Raw genomic sequence first — 24,777 nt, forward strand, 5'->3', positions numbered from 1 at the left:
AAAATGTCTTTTAAATTCATCAGTATATGTAATTGATTTTGATGAAATAGTCTGTACATATTTGTTTTGAGATAAGTTCTTAATTTGATATTCAGTGAAAAATTTGTTGCTCATATAATCACTCCTAAAGCTATATATTAATTTTATTATACATAAAAATACCCTATATAATAGACTTTTTTTAAAGTGTCTACTATATAGGGTACATTTTAAATATCTACCGTGCTTTTATTAATCCTCTATACATATTTTTTTAACCTTTTAACTAAGAAAGCTGATAAAATTATTTTTAATATATCTCCAATTAAAAATGGTACTACACACATAAGCAACGCCTCTATTAGTCCATTTCGAGTTATATGCATAAACCATACTGTTCCTACGAAGTAACATCCTAAGATACCTACTACCATAGCCACTGTATAAGAATATATACTGTTCCCTAACCTTTTAACTATAACTCCAATTATAATTGTAGTTATAATATATCCTACTATATATCCTCCTGTAGGACCAACTAGAATTCCAAGCCCCCCTGTAAAGTTTGCATAAACAGGAACTCCAATAGCTCCAATTATTACATATACCAATTGACTAATTGCACTTATCTTAGTTTCTAACAAGCCACCTGCAATAAAAACTGATATCATGGCAAGATTTATAGGAACAGGAGTAAATGGCAGTGGTATTGATATTTGTGAGAGAATAGCTGTTAATGCAGCAAAAACAGCGCATAATATAATGTTCTTAGTTGTAATTTTCAATGTTGTACCTCCCATATTAATACTTATTATATTTTATTTCAAATATTTATTCCCTCATATATTAACATATGTGTGCATCCATTTCTATAGATTTTGCGAAAATTGTAATCTTTTTATTCAGATCAGGTTTACAATTTCTTTTATGGATTTTTTTAATTATACCTATACTAAAAAATATTACACGAATCCTTATGAAATCTTCAATTTTGTTTGAAACATGCTTAGAGGTATCTTATACAAAACATTTCTTATATGTAATATATTTCCTAAGAAATATTTTGTAAATGGTTATAATATTTCTTAGTAAGTTCATATAATTTTTCAAAGTTTTTATTTATCCATACAATAAGTTCCTTAGCCTGTTCTTTTGCATCTCCATATTGTTTTTCTGTTATTTCCTTATTATTTAAAGCCTCTTCTAATTCCTCTTCGTCTAATAAAATTACTTCTCCTGTAGTTAACACTACTATATCCAAAAATAAGTCATCATAAAAAGGTATTCCATCCTCAGTAAGTTCATATTTTTCTGAAATGTCAAAATACCATTGAATTATATTGTGTTTTTCATCAATCATAACTGTTAATACATAGTTTTTATTTTCTGGAAAATACTGAATCCAAGAATATTCCTTATCCACAATACAATAATCCACACCCTTAGTTTGTATAATTAAGGGTTCTGTTATCTCTTTCATATGGATACTTGATATATATCCTCTTAACTCTTCATTATCTATGAATTCAATTTTAAACTCTTTCCTTAATACTCTACTCCAATCTGGCTTATTAGCAAATCTTCTCTTCATTATATATCGTCTCCTTATAATGCTTATTAATATAATCTACTCTTGTAAATTAATCTCTATTTCCCTAATCGATCTGTCATTTTTAACTACAATTTCTGCAGATATCTTGTCCACCTTAGAAAAAAACTTTTCTTTCATGTTTCCAATTTTTTTATAAGCAATATTTAGCTCTTCCTCAGAACTAAATTTACCAATAGTCATATGTGGTATAAATTCAACCTGACTTAACCACTGTGGCTTATACGCCTTAAGTATTCCATAATATAATCTACTGTGAATTTCTCTTATTTCTTCTTTGCCTTTCTTTACCTCTAAACATAAATATAAACTTGAATCACTGCTAATTTTTATTATTCCTTCAAGTTCCACATTAAAGGGCTTTACACCCTTTAATGCTTCATTCATCCAATTCCTCAATTGGTACTCTTTAATTTTACTTTCAAAAGGAAAGACTAACGTTATATGAGGGCTCACATTATTTACAAAAGGATCATAAGTTTCTCTTATTTCATTAATTGTATTTATATTTTGAAACTCTGGAAATATCATTATACATCTTTTTATATCATTACCCATAGCTACTCCTATCCAGATATATATTATAAATATATAAAGTTTATTCTAGCTTAAACTAAAAATTTATTGTAATTTTAATTATATATATAACTATATCTATATTAATTTTCTATAATAACTATTGATATTAAATTATCACTCAGTAGTTATTATATTATTTTACTTTTGGAAAAGATACTCTCTATGTAATACCCAAGTATTAGTCTCCCACCTATAAATACATACATTATCAAAATAGCCATGAAAATTGCATGGATACTTATTTACATAATTCCAAAGATCATAATATATGGTTTTTATTCCTTTTGAACCTATGGTAATATGAAATATTTTATCCTTACCATCTTTATTAGTAAATTCAATATAAGGAATCCTACTCATTTCACTAATTAATTCATCGTGAAGAGCCTTTCCCTCTTCACTCATTTTCATATCCATATATATCACTCTATCATCAAAGTGATTATAACCTTTAATCTCTAAAGGCTCTCTTTTATGAGATTTACAATAATTTTCTATAGATCTCTCTAGTTCTTTAATATCTCCATCATATTCAAAGGGGGCTTTTATAGTAAAATGTGCAGGTAATTTTGAAGACCTAGCTTTAAACTTATCATAAACTTCTTTTCTAAGATTATTATTAAAATCTCCAGCTTCCCCCTTTATGACTGAAACAACAACGTATCTCATTTTATCACTTCCTAACTCCACTTTCTATTATTGAAAAACCCTTCTCTTCGCAATCTATTTCAGCCTTTGCTCCATAAGGAATTGTAATCATAGGTGCAGTGTGTCCAAAATTCACATTAAATAGTATTGGTAAATCTTTTAGTTTCAATTCATCTCTTATGACCTTAATAAAAGCTTCCTTATACTCATTATAATAAACATTATCATAAGGTTTCCCAAAAACTATTCCATTTATATTTTGTAAAATTCCTTGAGCACCATAGTTTCGTAGCCAACATTCCAAATAAGTAGGTTCTGGTTTATCTTCTGATGTTTCCAAAAACAATATTCCATCTTTCCACATGTCACTACTTGGCCATACTTCAGTTCCTTTTAACATTTCTAATACATCAATACAACCACCTATTAAATGTCCTTGAACCTTTCCACTTCCTTGCAATAATTCATATCCCATATTTTTATTTACTTTTCTTGAAATAAATTTATTCTTTACTTCCCAAGGTAAATATTCACTTGTCCAAATTTCTGATGGTCTAATATTACCAATAACATCATTAGTAAATAGTACTCTGTTTATATAAAACTTAGTATAGTCAAACATTTTTATATTTTCTGCAAATTCAGAAAGTACCGCAGGTCCATAAAAACTACAAATTCCAGCTTTCATACATATAAAATGTGTAACTGTACTATCAGAATAACCAATAAAAATTTTAGGATTATTCCTTATTATTTCGTAATCAATATAAGGTAAAATTCTTATGCTTTCATTGCCTCCGATACAAGAAAAAATACCTTTAATCGAAGGATCTTTAAAAGCTTCCATCAAATCCTTTGCCCTTTCTTCCGGATTATTATATATATATTCTGTACCCTTAAGAGTTGTCTTCATTTCCATAACTTGAAGCCCAAAATCTTCTTGAAGTCTTTTTTTCCCAACTTCATATCTCCAAAGAATATCTTCATCTCCTGCTCCACCCCAAGATAAACTTATAGTTGCAACTTTATCTCCTTTCATTAACATAATAGGTTTTTTAAGTCCCATGGAGTTTAAATCATTTCTTTTATTATTATAATCTGATTTTAACATATCTTCAAAGTTTTTTCCCATTTTTTAACTCCCTTCTACCTAATACTTATAGGTTTATTTAATTTTGCTCCATCATCTAAAGTATATATTCTGTTAACTTTATTAAATAAATGAGGCTGTATTAATGGATAAGTAAGATTTTTAGGTTGATTATCAAATAAGCAAATTTCCCCAATTTCCAAGTTAGGAAGTTCACCTAACTCCTCAATATCGGCAAAGAAAAGTGCCCCATAGGATTCATCATATTCATCAGTGTCATTACTCTCCCTTACAACAGAGTATATATTTACAGGATTAAGTTTAAATTTTATAGCTCCTGTTTCTTCTCTCAATTCTCTATTTGCAGTATCCTTTATACTTTCATTCTCTTCTCTATGTCCTCCTGGAATCTCCCAAGTATCTCTTTCTTTATGCTTTACAAATATCCATTGATTCATATATCTTGCCATTATTACTGCAAATTTCAATTTATAATCATCTATTTCGCTAAATTTATAAAAATTAACTTTCATTATTCCACTCCTTACCAATATAAGATTACTCTATAAACAGAGTTCTTAGCTTCTCTGAAGGTTACTAACAGAATTCTTAGTATCAATTTATTTGATACTTAGAATTCGTTGTCCTTTAGGGGAAATCGTTATCCAGGGACGTACCAGCTCTTAACCCCCACTTTAAAAAAAGAGGGAGTATTAGAGCTGGTAGTCATCGGATTAACCTTTATTATATATTACAATAAACTTACAGTATTAACAAATGAATAATAACTTTTAATAAATGTTTTATGTAAAATAAAAGCACTAAAGATATTTTTTATCTTAGTGCTTTTTTAATTTAATCCTTAATTACATATTTACAGTGAAACTTTTAATGCTTGTACTATTATTTATAAAACTCTTGTGTAGCATAGTATCTATTCCCAGCTTTATATACACCAACACCTATACTTGTAAAGTTAGGGGATAGTATGTTTTCTCTATGCCCTTGTGAATTCATCCAATTTATCATAAATTGATTTGCAAGTTCATTTATATCAGATACTCCACCTATATAAGCTATATTCTCTCCCCAAGATCTATAAGAAATACCGTCTCTAGCCATTTGTGCTGTTATAAGCTCACCCTCTAGATTTCTATGGTCAAAATAATTTTTATCTCCCATATCCTTTGATTTTATTCTTGCGTATTTCTCCATAAGAGTACTGTAACTTAGGGTGCTCATACCCGCTCTAGCTCTCTCTTCATTTACTTTTGTAAATATAAGCTGTTCTATTTGCGATGAAAAATCACCTGTAACTGTTGTAGTCGGTGTAGTTGATTTAGATGGTGTATTCACTTTTTCCTGAGATGGTACCGATGACTTTTCAGTATTACTATAAGAATTATCTTCAGTTATTTCTTCTTGATTATTAACTGTAGTATTAGAACTTTCTTTTTCCTCTAAATTCCTTCCTTCATCATTATTAACTACATTTTTATCATTTTGTGAATTATCAGCTTGTCCACTACCTCGAGATAACCTAGTATCTTTACTAAGGTTTATTTCTTCATTACTGTTTTTATCTTCTTCATTTACTTCATCATATAAAGCAATTTCATTTCTCTTGTCCCCTATTGTGTCTTCTTTTTCATCTACACTTTCAATAGCTGAATTATTAATGTACTTAGAATTATTTTGTAAAGTTAATCCTACCAGTGCAGTGCCTGCTAATGCTCCACATATAATTAATGTAATAAGTTTCCTCTTCATTAGTATCACTCCTTTTAATTCCCTTATTATTTATTTATAACATAAAATATAGAATTTTTTATTAGTAGAACACTTCCTATGATTCTATAATAATTAATAATTTCATATTATTTACTTATAATAACGTTCCTCTCTTCTATAAATTTTTCTACTAACTATAATACAAATGCTATAATTGTTACACTTTTCCAGATTAATAAATGAATATAATCTATATATAAATTTTAATTTATTTAAAAATTTATTATTCTTCACCTATGAATAGCCACTTAATTGCAATTATATTTAACTAAAAATTCATATAATTCACTTTATTTATATTATATAATTATTTTATAACCTTAAATTAATTATGAGGGGGAACTATAAATTTGGATATCATTGTAATTAGACATGGTCAATCAGAAGCAGACATATTAAATGTTCATGAAGGAAGAGCAGATTTTCCATTAACAAAGCTTGGAAATAAGCAAAGTTTAGCTATGTCAAATTTTTTATCAATTAATTATAATATTGATAAAATTTATTCCAGTCCGTTAAAACGTGCTAGTGAAACTGCTAAAATATTATCTAATGCTACTAACATTCCTATTATATATGAAAATGGACTTATGGAATTTAATAATGGACTATTAGCAGGGTTATCTAGAGAAGAGGCAAATGAACGCTATCCTGAACCTGCTATAAGATGGCCACACACATCTATGTATGGAATGGAAAGTATGATAGAATTCAGATCCAGAGCTGAATCCATATTATCAAAGATAGTTAGCGAAAACTCCTCTGATTCTACTATAGCCATTGTTGCTCATGGTGGCATTATAAATATGCTTTTTAGAAGTTTTCTTGAGCTTCCTATAAATTCACAACTTTTTATATCTACAGGTGATACTGGAATACACCACTGGCAGATAACTAGCTGTTGTCATAGAATAATTTATACAAATAAATTATCTCATTTAGATACCTTAGATAGTAAATAATCTATTAATATAAGTTATGAAAGGAAATAAATGATGATATATAAAGAATTAAAAATAACTGACTTGGTTCCTGAACTATTAAATGATTTTGATAGACATGAGAAAATATACAGAGCTTGGAGACTAAGAGATGATGGAAGTGAGTATCTAAAAGATATCTATTATGAAGAGAATTGGGATAATAATGAGCTATTATGCATATGTAATGAATTAAAATCTACATTTGAAAAAGGTGGTTCAGTTTTTGCAGCCTTTGATGAAAGTAAATTAGTAGGATTTGCTTCCCTAGAAAATGAATTCTTTGGGAGTAAAAAACAATATATTCAATTGTCCAATCTTCACATTACAAACAGCCACCGCCATAAAGGTATTGGGAAAACACTATTTAACATGTGTATTGATAAAGCTAGAGAATTAAAAGCTAGTAAAGTTTATATCTCTGCCTCATCTTGTGAAAATGCTCAAACCTTTTATAGGTGTATGGGATGTATACTAACTAAAGAAGTAAATAAAAAGCTATATAATCTTGAACCCTTTGATTATCATATGGAATATATCTTATAAAATATATTATATTTAACTCAGTATAAAATGCTTAAAAGGAAGTAGATTAATTAAACATGCAATTAATCTACTTCCTTCTATTCAATAGGTAAATGAATTCTAACTTTGGATATTCAAAAACTTCTTCTATATAGGCTATCTTCTAAGCTTCAAGGCCCCATATCTGCCTCATTTCTTCACAGTTTTTAAGAAGTTCTTCAAGTTTTCCCTGTCCTTCAAGTTTTCCATCCTTCATAACTAAAATTTTATCTGCATTCTTTAAGGCTACATGTCTATTAGAAACTACTAAGGCCGTTATATTTTTCCTTTCAAACATCCTATCCCAAAGCTTTATTTCTGTTTCTATGTCTAAGGCACTAGATATATCATCAAAGACATATAAATCAGCCTTTCTTGCAAACATTCTTGCCACAGCTACTCTTTGTCTTTGACCTCCGGAAAGTTTTACTCCTTTAGAACCTATCAAGGTATCTATTCCATCCTTAAAATTCTTAATATCCCTATCTAATACTGCTGAATATATAGCTTGCTCCAATTTTTCTCCTTCATCCTTTAGTCCTAAAAGAACATTATTTTTAATAGTATCACTAAATAGGTTAGAATTCTGAGATGTATAAGCTACTGTTGGCGGTGTTAGCTTTTCACTATTATTTTTAACTTCTTCATTATTTAGATAGATTTTCCCACTATCTACAGGTAACATTCCTAAAATAGATTTTATAAGAGTTGTCTTCCCTGCTCCAATTCTTCCTGTAACTACTACGAAATCACCCTTATTTACTCTTAAGTTAATATTTTCTATACCACTAGTTTCATTATACTTATAGGTTAGCTCCTTAACCTCTAAACTCTTAAATTCTATATCTTCTTGTTTACATTTCTCTTCAATTAATTCACCTTTTAGATATAATGAATTATGAGCTAATAACTCTTTTTCCATATTTTCATCTAAGAGTTTAAACATCCTCTTAAAGGCAATTCCCCCTTGCTGATACCTAGCAAAAATTTCTCCAAGGAAGCCTGCAAAATCAGCTACAAAGGGAAGATAATATAGAAATAGTGAAAAATCTCCTACTGAAAAGCTCCCTTCCAGCATATATTTACCTGTTAATAGCAATATAAATCCAGTACCAATAGTTACAGCATTTTCATATATAGCATCCATGATATTTACAAAAATCTTATCACGCACCATATATTTCATTCTTTTTTCATTAAGATTATTTAGATTGTTAATTATATACTTCTCACTTCCAGATATCTTTATGGCTTGTATTCCAGTAAATATTTCCCCGATAGCCCCTGATACATCACCAGTTGCTTCCCTAGCAGTAGTCCTGTATTTTGAAATATACTTCATAGCCTTTTGTGATAATAATATTACTATAACTAAAGGAGCAAAAATAAATAAAGTTACCTTTACATTTATGGTTAATAAAATAATTAGTGCTCCTAAAGCAAATAATCCATCCCCAATTATATCTAAGGTGAAGCTTATAACAGTCTCAATCTCTTCTATATCATCTCTAAAACAGTTCATAGACTCACCTAAAGAAGTCTTATTTTCAATTAATGGATTATTTATAATACACTCTAGTAGATTTCTTCTAAGTAATCCACTCATAGAAAATCTATGGTTAGCATCTACTCTTCCACCCATAGCTATAATAATTGATCTAGTTAATGCTACTACTAAAATTAATGCCATGAGGCTTAGAATTTCACTATTCAACCCTCCACTTTTCTCTAAGACTTCAAAAAATCTCTTAGTAATTAAACCAGGTATCAGTGGAAACATATGAATTGTTATCCATAAAAAGCAGTTGAGTAAATAATACCACGGTCTATACATTATCATCTTACCAATATACTCAAGCACTGGAATTTTCTCTTTTTTGCTTTTTATCATGCCAGCACCTCCTCCATACCCTTTTGTAGTAAATTATAAAATTTTGAATTATTATCGTTATAAAGTTTCTTTCTATTGCCGAACTCTACAATTGTTCCTTCTTCAAGAATCAAAATGCTATCTGCTCTCCCAACTGTTCCAAGTCTATGAGCTATAATTATACAAGTCCTATTTTTCAATAGTTTATTTAGTGCATTATCTATAAGTCCTTCAGTGATTGGATCAAGTTTTGAAGTAGCTTCATCTAAAATAACTAATTTGGGATTTTTAAGAAACACTCTTACAAAAGCGAGAAGTTGAGCTTCTCCTGAAGATAAGCCACTACCACCATTATCTAGAATAGTATTTAGTCCCTGGGGTAAATTATTAAGCCATGGCAATAATCCAATATCTTCAATGATATTAAGTATAGTTTCATCTTTAATACTAGGATTAAATAGTGTGAGATTTTCTCTAACTGTTGCATGAAAAATTTGTACTTCTTGAGTAACATAACTAATATTTTCCATTAAACTTTCTTTAGTGAAGCTCTTTAAATCCTCTCCATTAAATCTAATAGTTCCACTGCATACATCGTATATCCTCACAATTAACCTAGCTAGGGTAGTTTTACCACTCCCTGTATGACCTAGTACTCCTAAAATAGCATTTTTCTCTATATTAATATTTATATCTTTTAGTACAGCTTCTCCATCTTCATAACTAAATGAAACTCCATCTATAGCTACATCAATAGAATCTTTACTATTTAAACCATTATCGCCGTACTTTATTGTGCTTTTAATTTGCAAAAGCTCTTTTACACGCTTAATACTCGCTTCAGCTCTTTGAAGTTTTTGCATCTGTGATCTGATTTCTTCTAGTGGATTAGCCATAAGCTCAACATAGTGAAATATTAAATATACAGTGCCAAAGGATATTAATGAATTCCCATAAAAATAGGCTGAAAGTATTAATGCTGCAGCATTACCTAATGCAAAGACAATTATGTTAGCTATCCACATATAATAATGGCCTAAACTGGCTTTTATTTCAACGGGTAGCATTTTTCTGAATAATTTATATAAACTATTCATAGTATAATTTTTACTGCCACAAGTATTTATATCTTCCACACTAGTAATCTGTTCTCCTAAAAAACCATACAACTGTGCACTATATTCCCTTGATTTTTCCCAATGCTTTGATGAATGTTTTTCTATATATTTCATTACAACCATATCCAAAATTGCAATCATGGTTAATGTTAATCCAATCCTCCAATCTTCTTTATATAGCAATAAAATTATTCCTATTAAAAGTCCTAAATTTGATATAAATTGCAATACAAAAGTGGAGAAGAAACTAAATAGAGCATTTACATCTCCATCAACCCTTTCAAGCATCTCTCCTGATTGATGTGTTTTATGGAAATCCATATCTAAGTTTATACAGTGCTCTATTAAATCTCCTCTTAATGCATTAGTTGCTCTCCATCCAACTTTTTCACTAATATAAGTTGATATAATTTTAAATACTTGCCTTATAATTCCAAAAGCTATAAATAATAGAGCTGCTATTACTAAATTTTCGCTGCCCAAATTCTCTGTTACAGCATCAATATAATATCTCAATATTTGTGGATTTGCTAATTGTATTACTAAGTTAGTAACTAATATAAAAAATAGTAGTATTACCATATTTTTTTGCTTTTTTAAGTACTTATACAATAATCCAAAGTAATCTTTTATTGGCAACTTCATTGTCATCCCTCCTTTCAATTGATTATATTGAAACCATTTCTTTTAATTAAACTAACCTCATCTGTGTCAGCTCAAGTCCCTTTAAAAAGCCTATTTAATTAACCTCTTTACTATTGTTTATCTACTAGCAAAGCTTTTACTCCATTTGCTAGATTATCTTGCCAATCATAATAAAGATGAGCACCTATAAACGTTTCAGAAGTTACATTGTATCCCTTACTTTTTAATGTAGCTATCATTCTGTTGTTTGCCTCCACATGACCTTTTGAAAATCCCTCTAGGCTTCCCATATTTAAATAGAAGTCTATTGGTAATGCCTCTGAATCCTTGTATTCCTCTATTAGTTTACTATTTCCTTCAGAATCAAGTTGTATTTCTCCCTTATCATCAATAAACCATGCAAAGGCTCCTGATTGTGATAGAACATTTCCGAATACATCAGATCCATTAAGTGCTGCATAAGCTGCAAATTGTCCTCCTAAACTTAATCCTGTAATAATTGTATTTTTAGGATTTTTTGTCACCTTATAATTTTCCCTAACCCATGGTAATATATCTTCTATAATAAATTCAAAATATTCATTATTACAAATCAATTCTTTCGCTCTATTATCTGAACTTTCAATAAATACAGCACAGGTAGGACTTATATGACTATCACCTATGAGATTATCTAGTATTTTAGGAGCTTCTACTAAGTTTATATATTCCCATCCGTCAGTAAACACCATTAGATTGTTATTACTTCCATCTTCTTCATATCCATAAGGGGTGTATATCCAAACTCTTCTTTCCTTTTTATCTGACTTAAATTTAAATCTAGACATATGAATTTTTCCTATATTATTATCAGTTCTTTCCTTTGTCCATATTTTTTCTTTAGCCTCAGGCATCTCAATTATATTTTCGGTAGGTACAAGAAGCGCTATATCTTCTGGATTTTCTTCATCTCTTACAGGTGTATAAGTTTTAGGATTAAGAGGATCTATGATTACATCTTCATCCCTCCACTCATACTCTTCATTAACATTTGCTATCAATATATATAAACAACGAGCTTTTTTAGATAAAATAGCACTTCTATACCATAAATCACTATTGCCTAATCTATATAAATTAGTTTTTTTATCGCCTTCTCCGAACATCCAGCCTCCAAAGATTTCACTGAAAACAAATATATTATCAATTTCTCTATCCTGTTTCCAAATTACAGTTACAATTGAATTTTCTTCATCTCCCTCTATGTCTTCAATAAGAGGCGCCCCTTCTCTTTCGATCTTTTCCCAAAATATATCTATAGCATTATCATTTCCAGAATTCATATCCTCTTCAAGTTTTAGTATCATTGGACTTAATATTTTTTTATTCTTCATAATTAATTTAGCAATAAGGTTATCTAATAGATACCTCAATCACTTCCCCCTTCAATTTAAGTATATTTTAATTTATTCTTTATCTAAACTTACTGAATTCAACTATTTAACTAGTTGTATAGTTCTATATTTAAATAGTTTCATATGTAAATTTATGTATATGAAACTATTTAAAATTTAATCGTTATGAGATTGAATATCCATTACTATAAATTTAAATTCTTCATCCTCAATATACTCATCACATTTTTTAAATCCTAGCTTATTAAATAGCGCTAAGGATGGCTCATTGTTTTCTTCAATCTCCACATATATTCTGTTTATATCCATGGTATTAAATATATAGCTCATGGCTATCTTTATAGAGTCATAAGCTATGCTTTTCCTCCAATATCTTTTATCACCTATGGTAACTCCCATTTCCCCCTGCTTTGCAACTGTATCTATACTAAAGAAGTTGACAAAACCTATAAAATTTTCATCATTATCGGTGATTATAAAATACCTATACATTCGATCTTCTAATTTCTCATTGATTACATTTCTTTCAAAGTTATCACAATAAATTTTACATTCTTGAATTAATTCTCTACTATTACTTGGTATAGGTCTTGGATCATACCTATTAATCTCCTTGTCAATTCTACAAGAAAATAAATTAATTATATCTCCTTTTTCTATATCTCTTATCCTAATATTCTTATCCTCATAATAAGTCACTATTAAATCCCCCTTTTTCTACTTTATCTTTTTACTTTTTTAGAAATCCTCTTATTGTAAAATAAAAAAGCTGTAAGAAAGAATCTCTCTCTTACAGCCAAATCTAACATTTTTATTTTACTTAATTAATATACTAATCTCTGATTTAGTATATATTATCTACTTTACCCAGTATATACAGATAAAGTTTCATATTATTATACATCCTATAAATTCAAAGACACAGCAAAGTATTAAATATGTTACCATATTTACTCATACTTTAAGTCCTTCTTTACATTTATAAAATATATATTAACAAATATTATTATAAACTTAGGACACCTTGTAAATCACAAATTATTTAAAACATAAATAATTGTGGCATTCACTAAAAATAATCCTATAAAATACCCTTCTTAAGATTCACATCTTAAGCAAAGCTAATTATAATAATTAAGTAAAATTTAGAAATAGCTCAATAAGATTGATTTCATTTCAATTGTTTTAAAAAGAAGTATCACAAAAAATCCTATAGATGTACCATAGACCTATAACGTATACAAAACCTCTTTTAATTTAAATATTTTCTTTTCTCGAAAATTTAACTAACAATTGATTCTAATCAACATCTCATTGTCCCCTTCCTAAATTTAAAATTACAAGTATAATTTACCATAATAAATATATATAGTCAATACAAATATTCCTACTTAATATTAATTAAACCCATTTTTTTAAGTTCGTATATATTTAAAGCCTTATTATATGGTAATTCAATACTACCTTCATTAACTAACTTAATTATTTTTTCTTTATATGGTGATTCCAAATTAACTCCAGTTATCTCCCAGTTATTATCAGTTTGGGGAGATATAATACCTTGATTTTTAATATACTCTACAATCATTTCCCTAATTGTATTAGAAGATTTCCATATATAATTATTCTTTGCTAGCTTCCTACCTTTTAAATTTGCAAAATAGCAATAATCACTGGTTGCTAATTTTAATATTTGATTTTCTTTCACTAACTCACCTTTAAATTTTAAATCTACAATTCGATGACCTATTGGTTTAGAAATATCTACTTTATAATTTACTCCAGCAAAAAATTCATGTTGATATCCTGGAATATCCATAGTAAAACTTATAGAAATATCTCCTGGCTTCCACTGATTGTAAGCTGAGGCTGCCCATTCCATGTAATCCTTTAACTCTTTCCCAGTAACTTCTACTACATAAAGAAAAGTAGTAAACTTGTATACATTGAAAATATATCCATAAGTAATAGCACCTTTTTTTATATTACTATCATCCCTAATTAAAGAAGTTGATGTAACATCTGCACCAGAATTTATAAGCTGAACCTTATTTATCAACTCTATAAGTGGAGTATCTCTAAGCCGTCCTTCAGGTATAAAGGTTATCTCATCCTTTGGTTGAAAATCTTCTGTGGCTTCTCCTATTATTTCTGTGACAAAATCCATAGTTGTTTCATGTGCTTTCTTAATAACTGGTAATTCACTTAACTCTTCACTAGGATAATAGGGCTTCATGGATACAACTTTCACTTGTCCATCTATAACATGATTATTATTGTCCAAGGTTAAATCAAAACGAATTACTTCCTGTCCACTATCTGTAGCCCCTCCAATGAGCATTTTTCCTCTTTTTTCTTTTACTGTTATATGAAAATGCCCAACTACTAGTACATCTATCTCCGGACATAATCTCAATATTTTTTCAGCTGCATCTCTTTCATTCTTCTTATCATGTTCTGAAACCATGCTTGCATGAGCCATAACCATTATAATATCTACTTTATCCCTAATTTCACTTACATACCTATAGGCAGTTTCACCAAGATCATGAAAATTTAGATCCTTCACTAGATTTCCTACCCATCTTGGTACATTGGGAGTAGTTAACCCTATAATTCCAACTCTCACTCCACCACAATTTATAATTGTATGTGACTTTACAAAGTCTTCACCACTTTCTCTATAGGCTACATTTGCTGAAAGAAATGGAAAGTTACTTTGCTTTTCAAGAGATTTTATTAAATCAAGTCCAAAGTTAAATTCATGATTTCCCAATACCATAGCATCATATCCCATAAAATTCATAGCAGAAATCACAGGATGTTTTTCATCCTTCTTATTACTATACATTTCATCTGTTAACGTATTTCCTTGAATTATATCTCCATTATCCACTACCAAAGTATTAAGATTTTCACTCTTAACTTGCTTTATATAAGAATAAATACGATTCATTCCACTATTATTGAAGCTTTCACCCTTATCATAGTTATATCCTAAAATGTTTCCATGTATATCTGTAGTTGCTAAGATTGTAATTTTCTTATTCTTTGTTGTAGTGATTCTATTCATTTATATTTAATCCTCCAGCTTAAAACATTAATTATTAATAATAATTTTCTCAACAATAACTTCTTAATTCAATTTTTTCTTATTATAATTATATCATTTGCTTCTGTATAATATATACTTTAACATGGTATCTATCTTTTTCTCCATAAATAAAAAACGCATCTAAACACAGACACGTTTTCACTACTATAATTTAAAAATAGATTTTCCTATAGTCGTTTTTAGCTTAGTAGCTTCCATTATAATACCATATAAAATATTTACAATTACATATATTACTAAAAATCCTAATACTTTGTCTCCAAATCTATATCCAAAAGGCATTAATATTAAATTAAATAAATAGAGTAATGCAAAACTTATTAATAAACTTATGCTCTGATCAATTATATTAGCACCTAGTTTGGCTAAAAATCCACCTTTCTTTTTAACATTTTCATTAGAACACTCTTCTGCCTTTTCAGCTTCATCTATATGCTCTAATACTTCTTCATTTTCTAAAGTTGCTTCCATGTTTTCTTGTGTTTCAGCTATAGTTTCTTCTGTTACATTTTCCTCTTCTATACTTTCATTATCACTTTTTATATTTTCTTCATCCATTAACATCCAATATCCTCCTTAAATAATAATTATAAACTCTCTGATAAATATACTATACTTTAAATTATCTGTAAATTAATTCTATGTAAACTTAGTATGAATTTACATAGAAAATTAACTTTTTAATTCTATATTTAAAGCTATAGTGTAATTTTTCTATTTCACTATAGCTTAACTTTTATTATTATATTAAAATTTAAATGTTATTTTTAGTATTCATTTCTCTAAATAACTTGTATAAGTAATATAGATTTATAAAAACTATTATTGCATTAGCTATAGCTACGGGATATGCTCCAATAATCAGCCCGTATATTACAAATAATATACATCCCATTAAATTAATAAATCTTAGCTTAAATATTTCCTTCATAAACATAGAAATAGTAATTAGTATAGATGCTAAATAACCTATCCACTCAATCAATGTATCATTAAACATAGAACTCCTCCTAAAGTTTATTATATTCATTAATAAATAACAAATATTCACTCTAAACACTAACAAACCTAATGTTTTAAAAAAATATGTTTATTTATAGTTTCTCTATTATATATTTTTTTATTTATATAATAATTTTTTTTTATTTTAGTTTTTAGATTTTTATCTCTTATATAACAATGTAGATTAATCCTTAGATTTAGGCTCTGTTGAAAATTACAGTGATAGAATATCCATGCTATGAGAATATTGGTGGACGTCCCTTAAAATTCGTGCTGAAATAAGGCTTTGTGCCCCTAAAAAATATAGGCGTAGCCTCACATTTTGACTCTATGTATTTAAAGAGAAACATATAATTACTAAGATACTTAGTTGAAACACCTTTATAGGGCCTCATAAAACTTTTTACTTTGCTATGAAGGTTATTAATTCTTTGGATATTATATGAACCTACTCTGCGAGAACCCGTAGGGATTGCTACATGTTTTGATTTACTATAGGAAGATAGTGTTTTGTAACTAAACAGCGAATCGGTTACAAGCACACTATCTTTTTTTATTACACTTCCTAGTACTCTTAAAAGATCACTACTTCCTGGACGTCCCATACAGCTAGGCTCAATTATAATACTTTTCTTACTATCTAAAGCCGTGAGTACACATACTTGCATCTTAGATATTCCTCTAAATTTAGCTGGAGTTCCTCTCCTGTGAGGTTTTCTTGGCATGATAAAGCCATCCCTACTGTGATTACCTTTGAATGATTCTCTAAAGTAAATTTCATCAGCTTGAATTTGCCCACATAACTCTTTAGTTTTTAAGTTGTCTCTTAAAGCATCAAGAATCTTATGACGCCAAAGAAAAGCTGTCTTTAAACTTATGGGAATGATTTTTATAGTTTCTCTCAAGGAATATCCTTGAAATAATAAATGAACATACTCACTCCAAGTATTAATTTCTTTTCTTGAATAATATATTGGAGTATTTGTAACACTAATAAAAGATTTTAAGCAAGTTTTGCATAGATATCTCTGTGTTGTTTTATTCTTACCATTCTTTACAATACGGCTTCTATCACAGTAAGGGCAACATAACTCCTTAGCCTTTTTATTTATTAAAACATCATTCATTGTTTTACTTATTTCTAAAATTAGTTTTAATCTTTCATTTTCTTTTAATTCACTAGCTAACGCTAACACTTCGTGATAATTTGGCGAACTCATTTTCAAACCTCCATAATTAATGTTCATATAAATTCTCTCCAAGATTTATCACTTTAATCAACTACAGAGCCTAGATTTAAAACAAAAAATATAAAAACTATCTCAAATCAAAGACTTAAGATAGTTTTTATATTTTTATACTGTTATAAACTGATATAATGATACACTAATTTATAAAAAAGTTATAATAATTATCTATTATACTTACTCTTATAAATTATTAATTATGTTTTCAACAATTTTATTAAATATGTTTTTAAATTCATCTTGATGCTCTTCACCTTTTGATAAATTGCTTATACTACTTATCATAGGTAATTCACCTAAAAGATTTAAATCTAGATTTTTCAAGAACTTTTCTGTATCTTCTCCATTAAATAATTTAATTTTTTTATCACAATCAGGACACTTAATATAACTCATATTCTCAATAACGCCTAAAACTTTTATATTTAATTTTCTAGTCATATTAACTGCCTTTGCAACTATCATAGATACAAAATCTTGAGGAACAGATATCATTACTATTCCATTTATCGGAATATCTTGCATTACAGTTAGTGCTACGTCTCCTGTTCCTGGTGGCATATCAACAACTAAATAGTCTAATTCTCCCCAAATTACATCTGTCCAAAACTGCTTAACCATTCCACCAATCATAGGACCTCTCCAAATTACAGGATCTTCTTCATTCTCTACTAGCAGATTTAACGACATAACTTTTATTCCTTCTTGAGATTCAATAGGATATATATTTTTACCATCCGCCATAGCTTTTTGTCCTGTAATTCCAAGAAGTCTTGGTATACTTGGCCCTGTAATATCTGCATCTAAAATCCCTACTTTATATCCTTTTTCCTTTAATTGTCTTGCTATTAAAGTAGCCATGGATGATTTACCAACGCCACCTTTTCCACTCATAACTCCAATAATTTTTTTAACATTGTTTAAAGGATTGTTCTCAACTCCACAACTTCCTTTATCTTTACTGCATCCACCATTGGATGGACATGTATCACATGTTGACATAAAATCATCTCCTCATTATTATTGGTATTTACTAAATTTATATTACTGCTGTTTTAAATTGTTGTCAAATGCCAATAATGAAATTTATTATGATCCTATATGAATAAATTATATTTTTGTCTAGCATATTATAAAATTAAAATATAACATCTAAAAATCACTCTAATAATCCCTAAAGGACAACGACTTCTAAGTATCAAATAAACCAATACTTAGAAGTCTGTTAGCAAGCTTCATGGAGAGAAAAACTCCCTCTAAAGCAAGAACTCTGTTTATATCATTAACCCATTTAATTTTATTCCCACGTTTCACTACAGTAACTACATAATCTTTTATTGTCTAAACAATCCCTATTACCACATCGTATACATTCTTCATATCCTTCATCATAATAACTAATTTCATTTTCAAAATTATATTCTTCTCCTAAATTGTCTTCTGGTAATACATAATTATTCATCATATTTTCCTCCTAATTTTAATATTCCTTACTCCATAGAATTTAATAATATATTTTCCTGTTTTTAATATATTTATACTTAACAAACCATTTTATAATACAATTCACTATTATGAAATGTTAAGAATTTCAGAAATTATTATATGGCTTATTTCTGCTAGTTACTATTAGCAAAACTTTTAATTTATTATGTAATAAATTGTTGGTTTTTGTAGTTATAACGTTTTCTGATAGACTGATTTTATTTATTTTAATTTATAATAAGAGTTATATACTAATATTTATTATGTTATCCTATATAAGGAATTGTTGCGTATTTTCACGTAACTACAACTATCATAAATTTCATTCATAAACATGAATTGATTTTACAGTGTATAAGGGGGATTACAATGAAAAAGACTAGATTTCTCAGTATTGGACTATCTTTAATACTATCCTTGTCCTTAATTGGATGTAGTTCAAAAAATAGTTCTACTAATACTGAGTCCAAAAAGAATGAAACTGCTCAACAACAAATAAAGGATGGAGGAACAATGATATTTTCAGCTAGAACTGATCCAAGTTGCCTAAATCCTTTTTTTCAACAAAACAGGGTTACTTATACAATAAACAATGCCTTATTTGATCCACTATATGTAGTTGATAAAGATGAAGTAAGATATTACTTAGCAGAAAGTATGGAAACTTCTGAAGATAAACTTACATATACATTAAAATTAAAAGATAATTTAACATGGCATGATGGTACAAAAATAACAGCAGATGATGTTGTTTATAGTGTAAATGTAGCTAAAGATGAAAGTCAGGGAATTGATGCTAGACAAACTTTTGTTATTGATAAAAAAGAAGTCCAAGCTAATAAAATTGATGACTTAACTGTTGAATTTAAACTTCCAAATACCTTTGCACCATTCTATATATCAATTGGAGATTTTAAAATAATTCCAAAACATATCTTTGAAGGTGAAAGCAATTTAGCAGAATCAGATAAAAATAATACTCCAGTAGGTTCTGGTCCTTTTAAATTTAAAGAATGGAAAAAGGGTGAAATGGTAACCCTAGAAAGATTTGATGATTACTATTTAGGAAAACCTCATTTAGATAGTGTGGTTTATAGAATAATTCCAGATGATAATACTTCAAAAATTGCTTTTGAAAATGGAGAAGTTTCTGCAGCATACTTAGCTGAAGATAAGTTTGAAACTTTCTCATCAGATGATAGGTTTAAAACTCATTCTTTTGATGAAGGAATGCTAAACTATATTATACTTAATGAAAAAAATGAAAACTTAAGTAAAAAAGAAGTTAGACAAGCTATATCCTATGCCCTAAATAAAGAAGAGATTTTAAAAACATCCTATACTAATTTAGAAAACACTGAAAAAGCTTACTCTATTTTAACTCCAAACACAAAATTCTATACTGATGATGTAGAAAAATATGATCAAAACTTAGATAAAGCAAAAGAGCTTATGGAAAAGTCTGGTGTAGGTAATATAAAATTGAATTTTCAATACACTCCAAAAGATAGCAAAATTGCCATGGTTGTTAAACAACAACTTTCTACTATCGGCATAGAAGTAGATGCTCAGCAAATAGATGACAATGTATACTTCTCAAAAATCCTTGGGGAACAAGAAAGAGATTACGATATACTTATAAATGGATATGTAATGGGAAATGATCCAGATGGATATTCTAGTGCTTATATGTCTGGTGGTAGCTTTAATGCTCAATGTTATAATAACAAAGAACTAGACAAGTTGTGGAAGGATGGAGCTTCTCAATCAGATGATGCAAAGAGAAAAGAATTATATGAAAAAATTCAAAAGACCATAGCTGATGATGCTGTAGTATACCCATTATATTATTCAAAGTCATTAATCGGAGTTGATGCTAAATTTGGTGGAATTGAAGATGCCAAATTAGTACCTATATATATGTTTGAAGATTTATCAAAAATATATATGATTCAACAATAAAAATATATTTCTATGGCTCATTTACCCTTTCCGGGTACTTGAGCCATTTTTACATAAATTTTTTACATAGAAAGGATAGTATTATGAAAAATAAAATTACAAAGAGAATTTTACAAGCTATTCCTATGCTTTTATTTATATCTTTTGTATCTTTTTTACTTATGAATCTGGCTCCAGGAGATCCAGCTCAAGGATATATAACCCCTAAAATGTCAAAGGAACAAGCAGATTTAATAAGAGTAAGTCTTGGACTGGATAAACCTATGCTAACTAGATATTTCTTATGGCTAAAAAATGTATTAAGTGGTGATTTTGGTTACTCCTTGGTTTCTAGACAAGCTGTAGCTAGTGAAATTTCTTCAAGATTTTTTGCTACCCTTGGACTTATGGGTTCTTCCCTACTTCTAGCTATTTTTATATCAATTCCCCTAGGATTATATACGGGCATGCATAGAAATAAATTCTTAGACAGATTTACAAATATATTAAACTATATTGCAATCTCTATACCTAGCTTTTGGTTTGCAATGATATTGCTTTCAATATTTTCTTTAAAATTAAAGTGGCTTCCTAGTGTTGGTATGAGAACTATAGGTGTAACTTCAACATTAGATGTTATAAAACACGGTATATTACCTACTATAGTACTCAGTTTTTCTAATATAGCTGTTCTTACAAGATATGTACGTTCTTGTACTATAACAGAATTAAAACAAGATTATATTGTTACCGCAATTTCCAAAGGTGCAAGTAAGAATAGAATTCTATTTAAACATATCATGAAAAATGCTCTTCTTCCAATGATAACAATTCTTGGAATGAGCTTACCATCTTTAGTTTCTGGTGCATTTATCACTGAAACTATCTTTGGATGGCCTGGTATGGGGAGACTTGGCATTAACTCAATAAAAGCCTTAGATTATCCAGTTATAATGGCTATGACTTTAGTTACCTCAATAATGGTTGTTATAGGAAATCTACTTGCTGATATTAGTTATGTACTAGTAGATCCTAGAATACGTAGGGGGAATGAAAATGTTTAGTGTTAGATTTAAAGAAAACTTTATAAGAGAGCTTAAAAAAAATAAATTAGGAATATTTGCTTTAATATGCTTAACATTAATAATTATTTTATCTGTTTTTGCATTTTTGACTCCTTATAATCCCGATACTATTGATATGAGTAATCAATTTATTTCTCCAAATTTAAAAAATATATTTGGAACAGATGAACTCGGAAGAGATTACTTTACTAGAGCTTTATATGGTGCACGAATCTCCTTAATAGTAGGTGTACTCTCCATGATGGTATCTATATTCATCGGCACCCTAGTTGGTGCTATAAGTGGACTATTAGGAGGCAAAGTTGATGCTATTATAATGAGAATAATAGACATGTTAATGAGTATACCTCTATTCTTTTTACTACTAATAGTAAATTCTTATTTAAGACCAAGTATAGCCAATATAATAATCATTATAGGTATATTTGGATGGATGAGTATCGCTAGAATAGTCCGCTCAGAAACATTATCTATAAAAGAAAGGGATTATATTCTATGTTCTAAAGCCTTAGGTAGCAATAATATAAAAATAGTAAAAACACATATAATACCTAATGCTATTTCCACAGTAATTGTTGCAGCTAGCATAAATATAGCCGATGCTATACTTATGGAATCATCTTTAAGTTTTTTAGGTCTAGGGGTACAACAACCGATGGCTTCTCTCGGAAGCATGCTTCAAACTGCTCAATCCAGAATTGGTGATAAGACTTACTTAGCAATTTTTCCAGGTCTTATGATACTATTAATTGTATTAAGCTTTAATGTTCTTGGTGATATCTTGAGAGTAGCATTAGATCCGTCTCAAGGAGAGTAAATTTAAAAGAACACTTAGAATATCTAGATATATAAAAGAAGCCTAGGTTAAATTACCACTAACCTAGGCTTCTTTTGCTATATTATAAATAAATATTCCATAATAATTCTTAATAAGTTCTTATTTCAAGTTTTTGTTTCCCATAAATGTTAGACCAATCATTCCTTGTCCAGTGTGAGTTCCAATTATGGGACCTATAGTACTAATAATAATATCTTTCACGAGTTCCTTTTCTCTAATAATATTAGCAAGATACTCAGCCCTTTCTAAGCTATCTGCATGACCTATGATAATAGTTTGATCCTTCAGGTTCATACCATCTTCTAGCATCTTATCTAGTAATTTCTCCAAGGATTTTTTCTCTCCTCTTACTTTAGACACATTCACTAGCTTTCCCTCATAGTCAACACTCAATACAGGCTTTATCTTTAAGGTTGTCCCAATAATTGCTTCCACTGAAGAAATCCTTCCACCTCGTTTTAAGTGATGTAAATCTTCAACTGTAAACCAGTGACAAGTATTATTTCTATGTTCTTCTATCCACTTCACCAATTCCTCAATGGCTAAGCCTTCTTCTTTTTTCATTGCAGCATTATATACTAGAAGCCCTTCCCCAACTGAAGCTGAAAGAGAGTCAACTGATATAATTTTTCTTTCAGGGTATTCCTCTTTAAGGTCTTGTATCACTAATTGAGAGTTATTATATGTTCCACTAAGTCCCGAAGAAAATGCTATATATAAAATATCCTTTCCTTCCTTCAACAACTTTTCAAAGCACTCTCTATAAGTAAAATAATTTATCTGTGTTGTAACAGAAGTATCACCATTTTTTAGTCTCTCATAAAACTCATGGCTTGTCATTTCTCTCTCATCAGGATAGTGTGTATAAGTTTTATTTTCCATATCAAAGGCCATAGGTATAATGCCTATATTTATTTTCTCTATAATATCAAGAGGTAAATCTACCGTTGAATCTGTAATAATAACATAATCTTTCATATATTCTCCTCCTTTATAATTCATTTTTTCCATACTATATGTGCCTAAAATACTATTTTAACATTTTTTAAGCCTAATGTATATGAATAGATTTCTCAATTTGTTCATATAGTAACTAATTTTCTTGTATTTAAGCTATATAAAGCTTATTTATATTAAATTATACTCATAGGTAAGCTCTATATGTTCCTTTTCCACTTCAATTAAAGCTTCGAAAACTCTTTTTACATTTTCATCGCATACTTCATTCTTATATCTTTCATAATAGTAAACAGCATGCTCTTCTCTTTCCTTTGCCAATTTCAAAAGTGCTTCGTCACTATCATACTTGTCATAGTTTATTTTAGTCAAAGCAGGTGTTTTAGTAAAACCTCCTAATCCCATATGAACCTTTGAATGAAAAATTTCTATTTTCGATAAAGCCTGAAAAGCCTTAGAAACTTCTTCACTCTTTGCTTTTTTAGCTGCTTCTTTATAAAACTCTCCATTAAATATTTCAAGCTTAACGGCATGGTCTAAAATTCTTAATGTGTTTATATCTAGCTTCTTACTATCTACTTCAATAACTTCATCATCACCACTTAAATAAATACTGCTTACTCCACAGAACGGACAGTATACTATGTTACTTATAGAATTTTTATTTATAAAAGCAAATGAATTAAAATCATAATTCTTCTCATTAATATTCATTCCACATATTTTACACTTCATATTAATTCCTCCTAAACTCAATATACATTTTACCATATATTCAAAATGTTTAAAAATAAAAAACCTTTAAAACATGTTAAATTAATTTTAATATGTCAAAGGTTT

At 28.7% G+C, this 24,777-nt stretch carries 24 protein-coding genes; 5 read left to right on the forward strand and 19 right to left on the reverse strand.

The window, feature by feature from the left end; translation table 11 throughout:
• Positions 1-239: 239 nt before the first annotated feature.
• The 7 genes from IO99_RS15120 to IO99_RS15150 form a co-directional block, all read right to left on the reverse strand.
• A complete protein-coding gene (locus tag IO99_RS15120; protein WP_035134924.1) occupies positions 240-764 on the reverse strand; it encodes a biotin transporter BioY in 525 nt (174 codons plus the stop codon).
• Positions 765-1,030: 266 nt separating this feature from the next.
• Positions 1,031-1,570, reverse strand: a complete 540-nt coding sequence (locus tag IO99_RS15125) for a DUF402 domain-containing protein (protein ID WP_035134925.1) — start codon at positions 1,568-1,570, stop codon at positions 1,031-1,033.
• A gap of 36 nt (positions 1,571-1,606) precedes the next feature.
• Positions 1,607-2,146 (reverse strand): 2'-5' RNA ligase family protein, encoded by a 540-nt coding sequence (locus tag IO99_RS15130; RefSeq protein ID WP_035134927.1) that lies wholly within the window; start codon positions 2,144-2,146, stop codon positions 1,607-1,609.
• A gap of 159 nt (positions 2,147-2,305) precedes the next feature.
• Entirely contained in the window at positions 2,306-2,836 is a 531-nt protein-coding gene (locus tag IO99_RS15135) for a 2'-5' RNA ligase family protein (RefSeq protein WP_035134929.1), read from the reverse strand.
• Between the two features lie 4 nt (positions 2,837-2,840).
• Positions 2,841-3,881 carry a S66 family peptidase gene (locus tag IO99_RS15140; protein WP_035135000.1) on the reverse strand — a complete coding sequence of 347 codons (1,041 nt, stop codon included), beginning with the start codon at positions 3,879-3,881 and terminating at the stop codon, positions 2,841-2,843.
• Between the two features lie 80 nt (positions 3,882-3,961).
• Positions 3,962-4,438 carry an NUDIX domain-containing protein gene (locus IO99_RS15145; RefSeq protein WP_051824185.1) on the reverse strand — a complete coding sequence of 159 codons (477 nt, stop codon included), beginning with the start codon at positions 4,436-4,438 and terminating at the stop codon, positions 3,962-3,964.
• A gap of 370 nt (positions 4,439-4,808) precedes the next feature.
• The gene (locus IO99_RS15150) at positions 4,809-5,675 is read right to left on the reverse strand and encodes a CAP domain-containing protein (RefSeq protein WP_051824187.1); all 867 of its coding nucleotides are present in this window, start codon (positions 5,673-5,675) and stop codon (positions 4,809-4,811) included.
• 371 nt (positions 5,676-6,046) lie between these two features.
• On the opposite strand from IO99_RS15150, the gene IO99_RS15155 reads away from it, so the two are divergent.
• Both IO99_RS15155 and IO99_RS15160 read left to right on the forward strand, forming a co-directional pair.
• Positions 6,047-6,658: a histidine phosphatase family protein gene (locus IO99_RS15155; RefSeq protein ID WP_035134931.1), complete on the forward strand. Its 612-nt coding sequence runs from the start codon at positions 6,047-6,049 to the stop codon at positions 6,656-6,658.
• Between the two features lie 30 nt (positions 6,659-6,688).
• The gene (locus IO99_RS15160) at positions 6,689-7,222 is read left to right on the forward strand and encodes a GNAT family N-acetyltransferase (protein ID WP_035134932.1); all 534 of its coding nucleotides are present in this window, start codon (positions 6,689-6,691) and stop codon (positions 7,220-7,222) included.
• Positions 7,223-7,364: 142 nt separating this feature from the next.
• On the opposite strand, the gene IO99_RS15165 is transcribed toward IO99_RS15160, so the two are convergent.
• From IO99_RS15165 to IO99_RS19175, 10 genes are all read right to left on the reverse strand, one after another.
• Positions 7,365-9,131, reverse strand: a complete 1,767-nt coding sequence (locus tag IO99_RS15165) for an ABC transporter ATP-binding protein (protein WP_035134934.1) — start codon at positions 9,129-9,131, stop codon at positions 7,365-7,367.
• Complete coding sequence (locus tag IO99_RS15170; RefSeq protein ID WP_035134936.1) at positions 9,128-10,873, reverse strand: ABC transporter ATP-binding protein; 1,746 nt, start codon at positions 10,871-10,873, stop codon at positions 9,128-9,130. The genes IO99_RS15165 and IO99_RS15170 overlap by 4 nt, the downstream gene beginning before the upstream one ends.
• A 110-nt stretch (positions 10,874-10,983) precedes the next feature.
• Positions 10,984-12,285 carry an alpha/beta hydrolase gene (locus IO99_RS15175; protein ID WP_035134937.1) on the reverse strand — a complete coding sequence of 434 codons (1,302 nt, stop codon included), beginning with the start codon at positions 12,283-12,285 and terminating at the stop codon, positions 10,984-10,986.
• A 138-nt stretch (positions 12,286-12,423) separates the two neighbouring features.
• A complete protein-coding gene (locus IO99_RS15180; RefSeq protein ID WP_035134938.1) occupies positions 12,424-12,966 on the reverse strand; it encodes a GNAT family N-acetyltransferase in 543 nt (180 codons plus the stop codon).
• Between the two features lie 688 nt (positions 12,967-13,654).
• The gene (locus IO99_RS15185; protein WP_051824191.1) at positions 13,655-15,340 is read right to left on the reverse strand and encodes a bifunctional metallophosphatase/5'-nucleotidase; all 1,686 of its coding nucleotides are present in this window, start codon (positions 15,338-15,340) and stop codon (positions 13,655-13,657) included.
• A gap of 186 nt (positions 15,341-15,526) precedes the next feature.
• Positions 15,527-15,946: an RDD family protein gene (locus tag IO99_RS15190; RefSeq protein ID WP_035134939.1), complete on the reverse strand. Its 420-nt coding sequence runs from the start codon at positions 15,944-15,946 to the stop codon at positions 15,527-15,529.
• Between the two features lie 190 nt (positions 15,947-16,136).
• Positions 16,137-16,382 (reverse strand): YgjV family protein, encoded by a 246-nt coding sequence (locus IO99_RS15195; RefSeq protein WP_035134940.1) that lies wholly within the window; start codon positions 16,380-16,382, stop codon positions 16,137-16,139.
• Between the two features lie 238 nt (positions 16,383-16,620).
• Positions 16,621-17,604 (reverse strand): IS1595 family transposase, encoded by a 984-nt coding sequence (locus IO99_RS15200; protein ID WP_051824193.1) that lies wholly within the window; start codon positions 17,602-17,604, stop codon positions 16,621-16,623.
• 210 nt (positions 17,605-17,814) lie between these two features.
• Entirely contained in the window at positions 17,815-18,633 is an 819-nt protein-coding gene (locus IO99_RS15205; protein WP_035134941.1) for an Mrp/NBP35 family ATP-binding protein, read from the reverse strand.
• Between the two features lie 295 nt (positions 18,634-18,928).
• A complete protein-coding gene (locus tag IO99_RS19175) occupies positions 18,929-19,096 on the reverse strand; it encodes a hypothetical protein (RefSeq protein ID WP_156964381.1) in 168 nt (55 codons plus the stop codon).
• Between the two features lie 389 nt (positions 19,097-19,485).
• Here IO99_RS19175 and IO99_RS15210 point away from each other — a divergent pair, with 389 nt between their 5' ends.
• The 3 genes from IO99_RS15210 (at position 19,486) to IO99_RS15220 (ending at position 22,959) form a co-directional block, all read left to right on the forward strand.
• Complete coding sequence (locus IO99_RS15210) at positions 19,486-21,078, forward strand: ABC transporter substrate-binding protein (protein ID WP_035134942.1); 1,593 nt, start codon at positions 19,486-19,488, stop codon at positions 21,076-21,078.
• A gap of 83 nt (positions 21,079-21,161) precedes the next feature.
• Positions 21,162-22,121, forward strand: a complete 960-nt coding sequence (locus IO99_RS15215; protein WP_035134943.1) for an ABC transporter permease — start codon at positions 21,162-21,164, stop codon at positions 22,119-22,121.
• On the forward strand, positions 22,114-22,959 hold the full coding sequence (locus IO99_RS15220; RefSeq protein ID WP_035134945.1) for an ABC transporter permease: 846 nt from the start codon (positions 22,114-22,116) through the stop codon (positions 22,957-22,959). Before IO99_RS15215 ends, IO99_RS15220 begins: the two co-directional genes overlap by 8 nt.
• A 120-nt stretch (positions 22,960-23,079) precedes the next feature.
• On the opposite strand, the gene IO99_RS15225 is transcribed toward IO99_RS15220, so the two are convergent.
• Positions 23,080-23,958, reverse strand: a complete 879-nt coding sequence (locus IO99_RS15225) for a DegV family protein (protein WP_035134947.1) — start codon at positions 23,956-23,958, stop codon at positions 23,080-23,082.
• Between the two features lie 150 nt (positions 23,959-24,108).
• Positions 24,109-24,672, reverse strand: a complete 564-nt coding sequence (locus tag IO99_RS15230; protein WP_035134948.1) for a ferritin family protein — start codon at positions 24,670-24,672, stop codon at positions 24,109-24,111.
• Positions 24,673-24,777 lie beyond the last annotated feature (105 nt).

It is taken from the genome of Clostridium sulfidigenes (assembly GCF_000732635.1).
Classification (GTDB): domain Bacteria; phylum Bacillota; class Clostridia; order Clostridiales; family Clostridiaceae; genus Clostridium_J; species Clostridium_J sulfidigenes.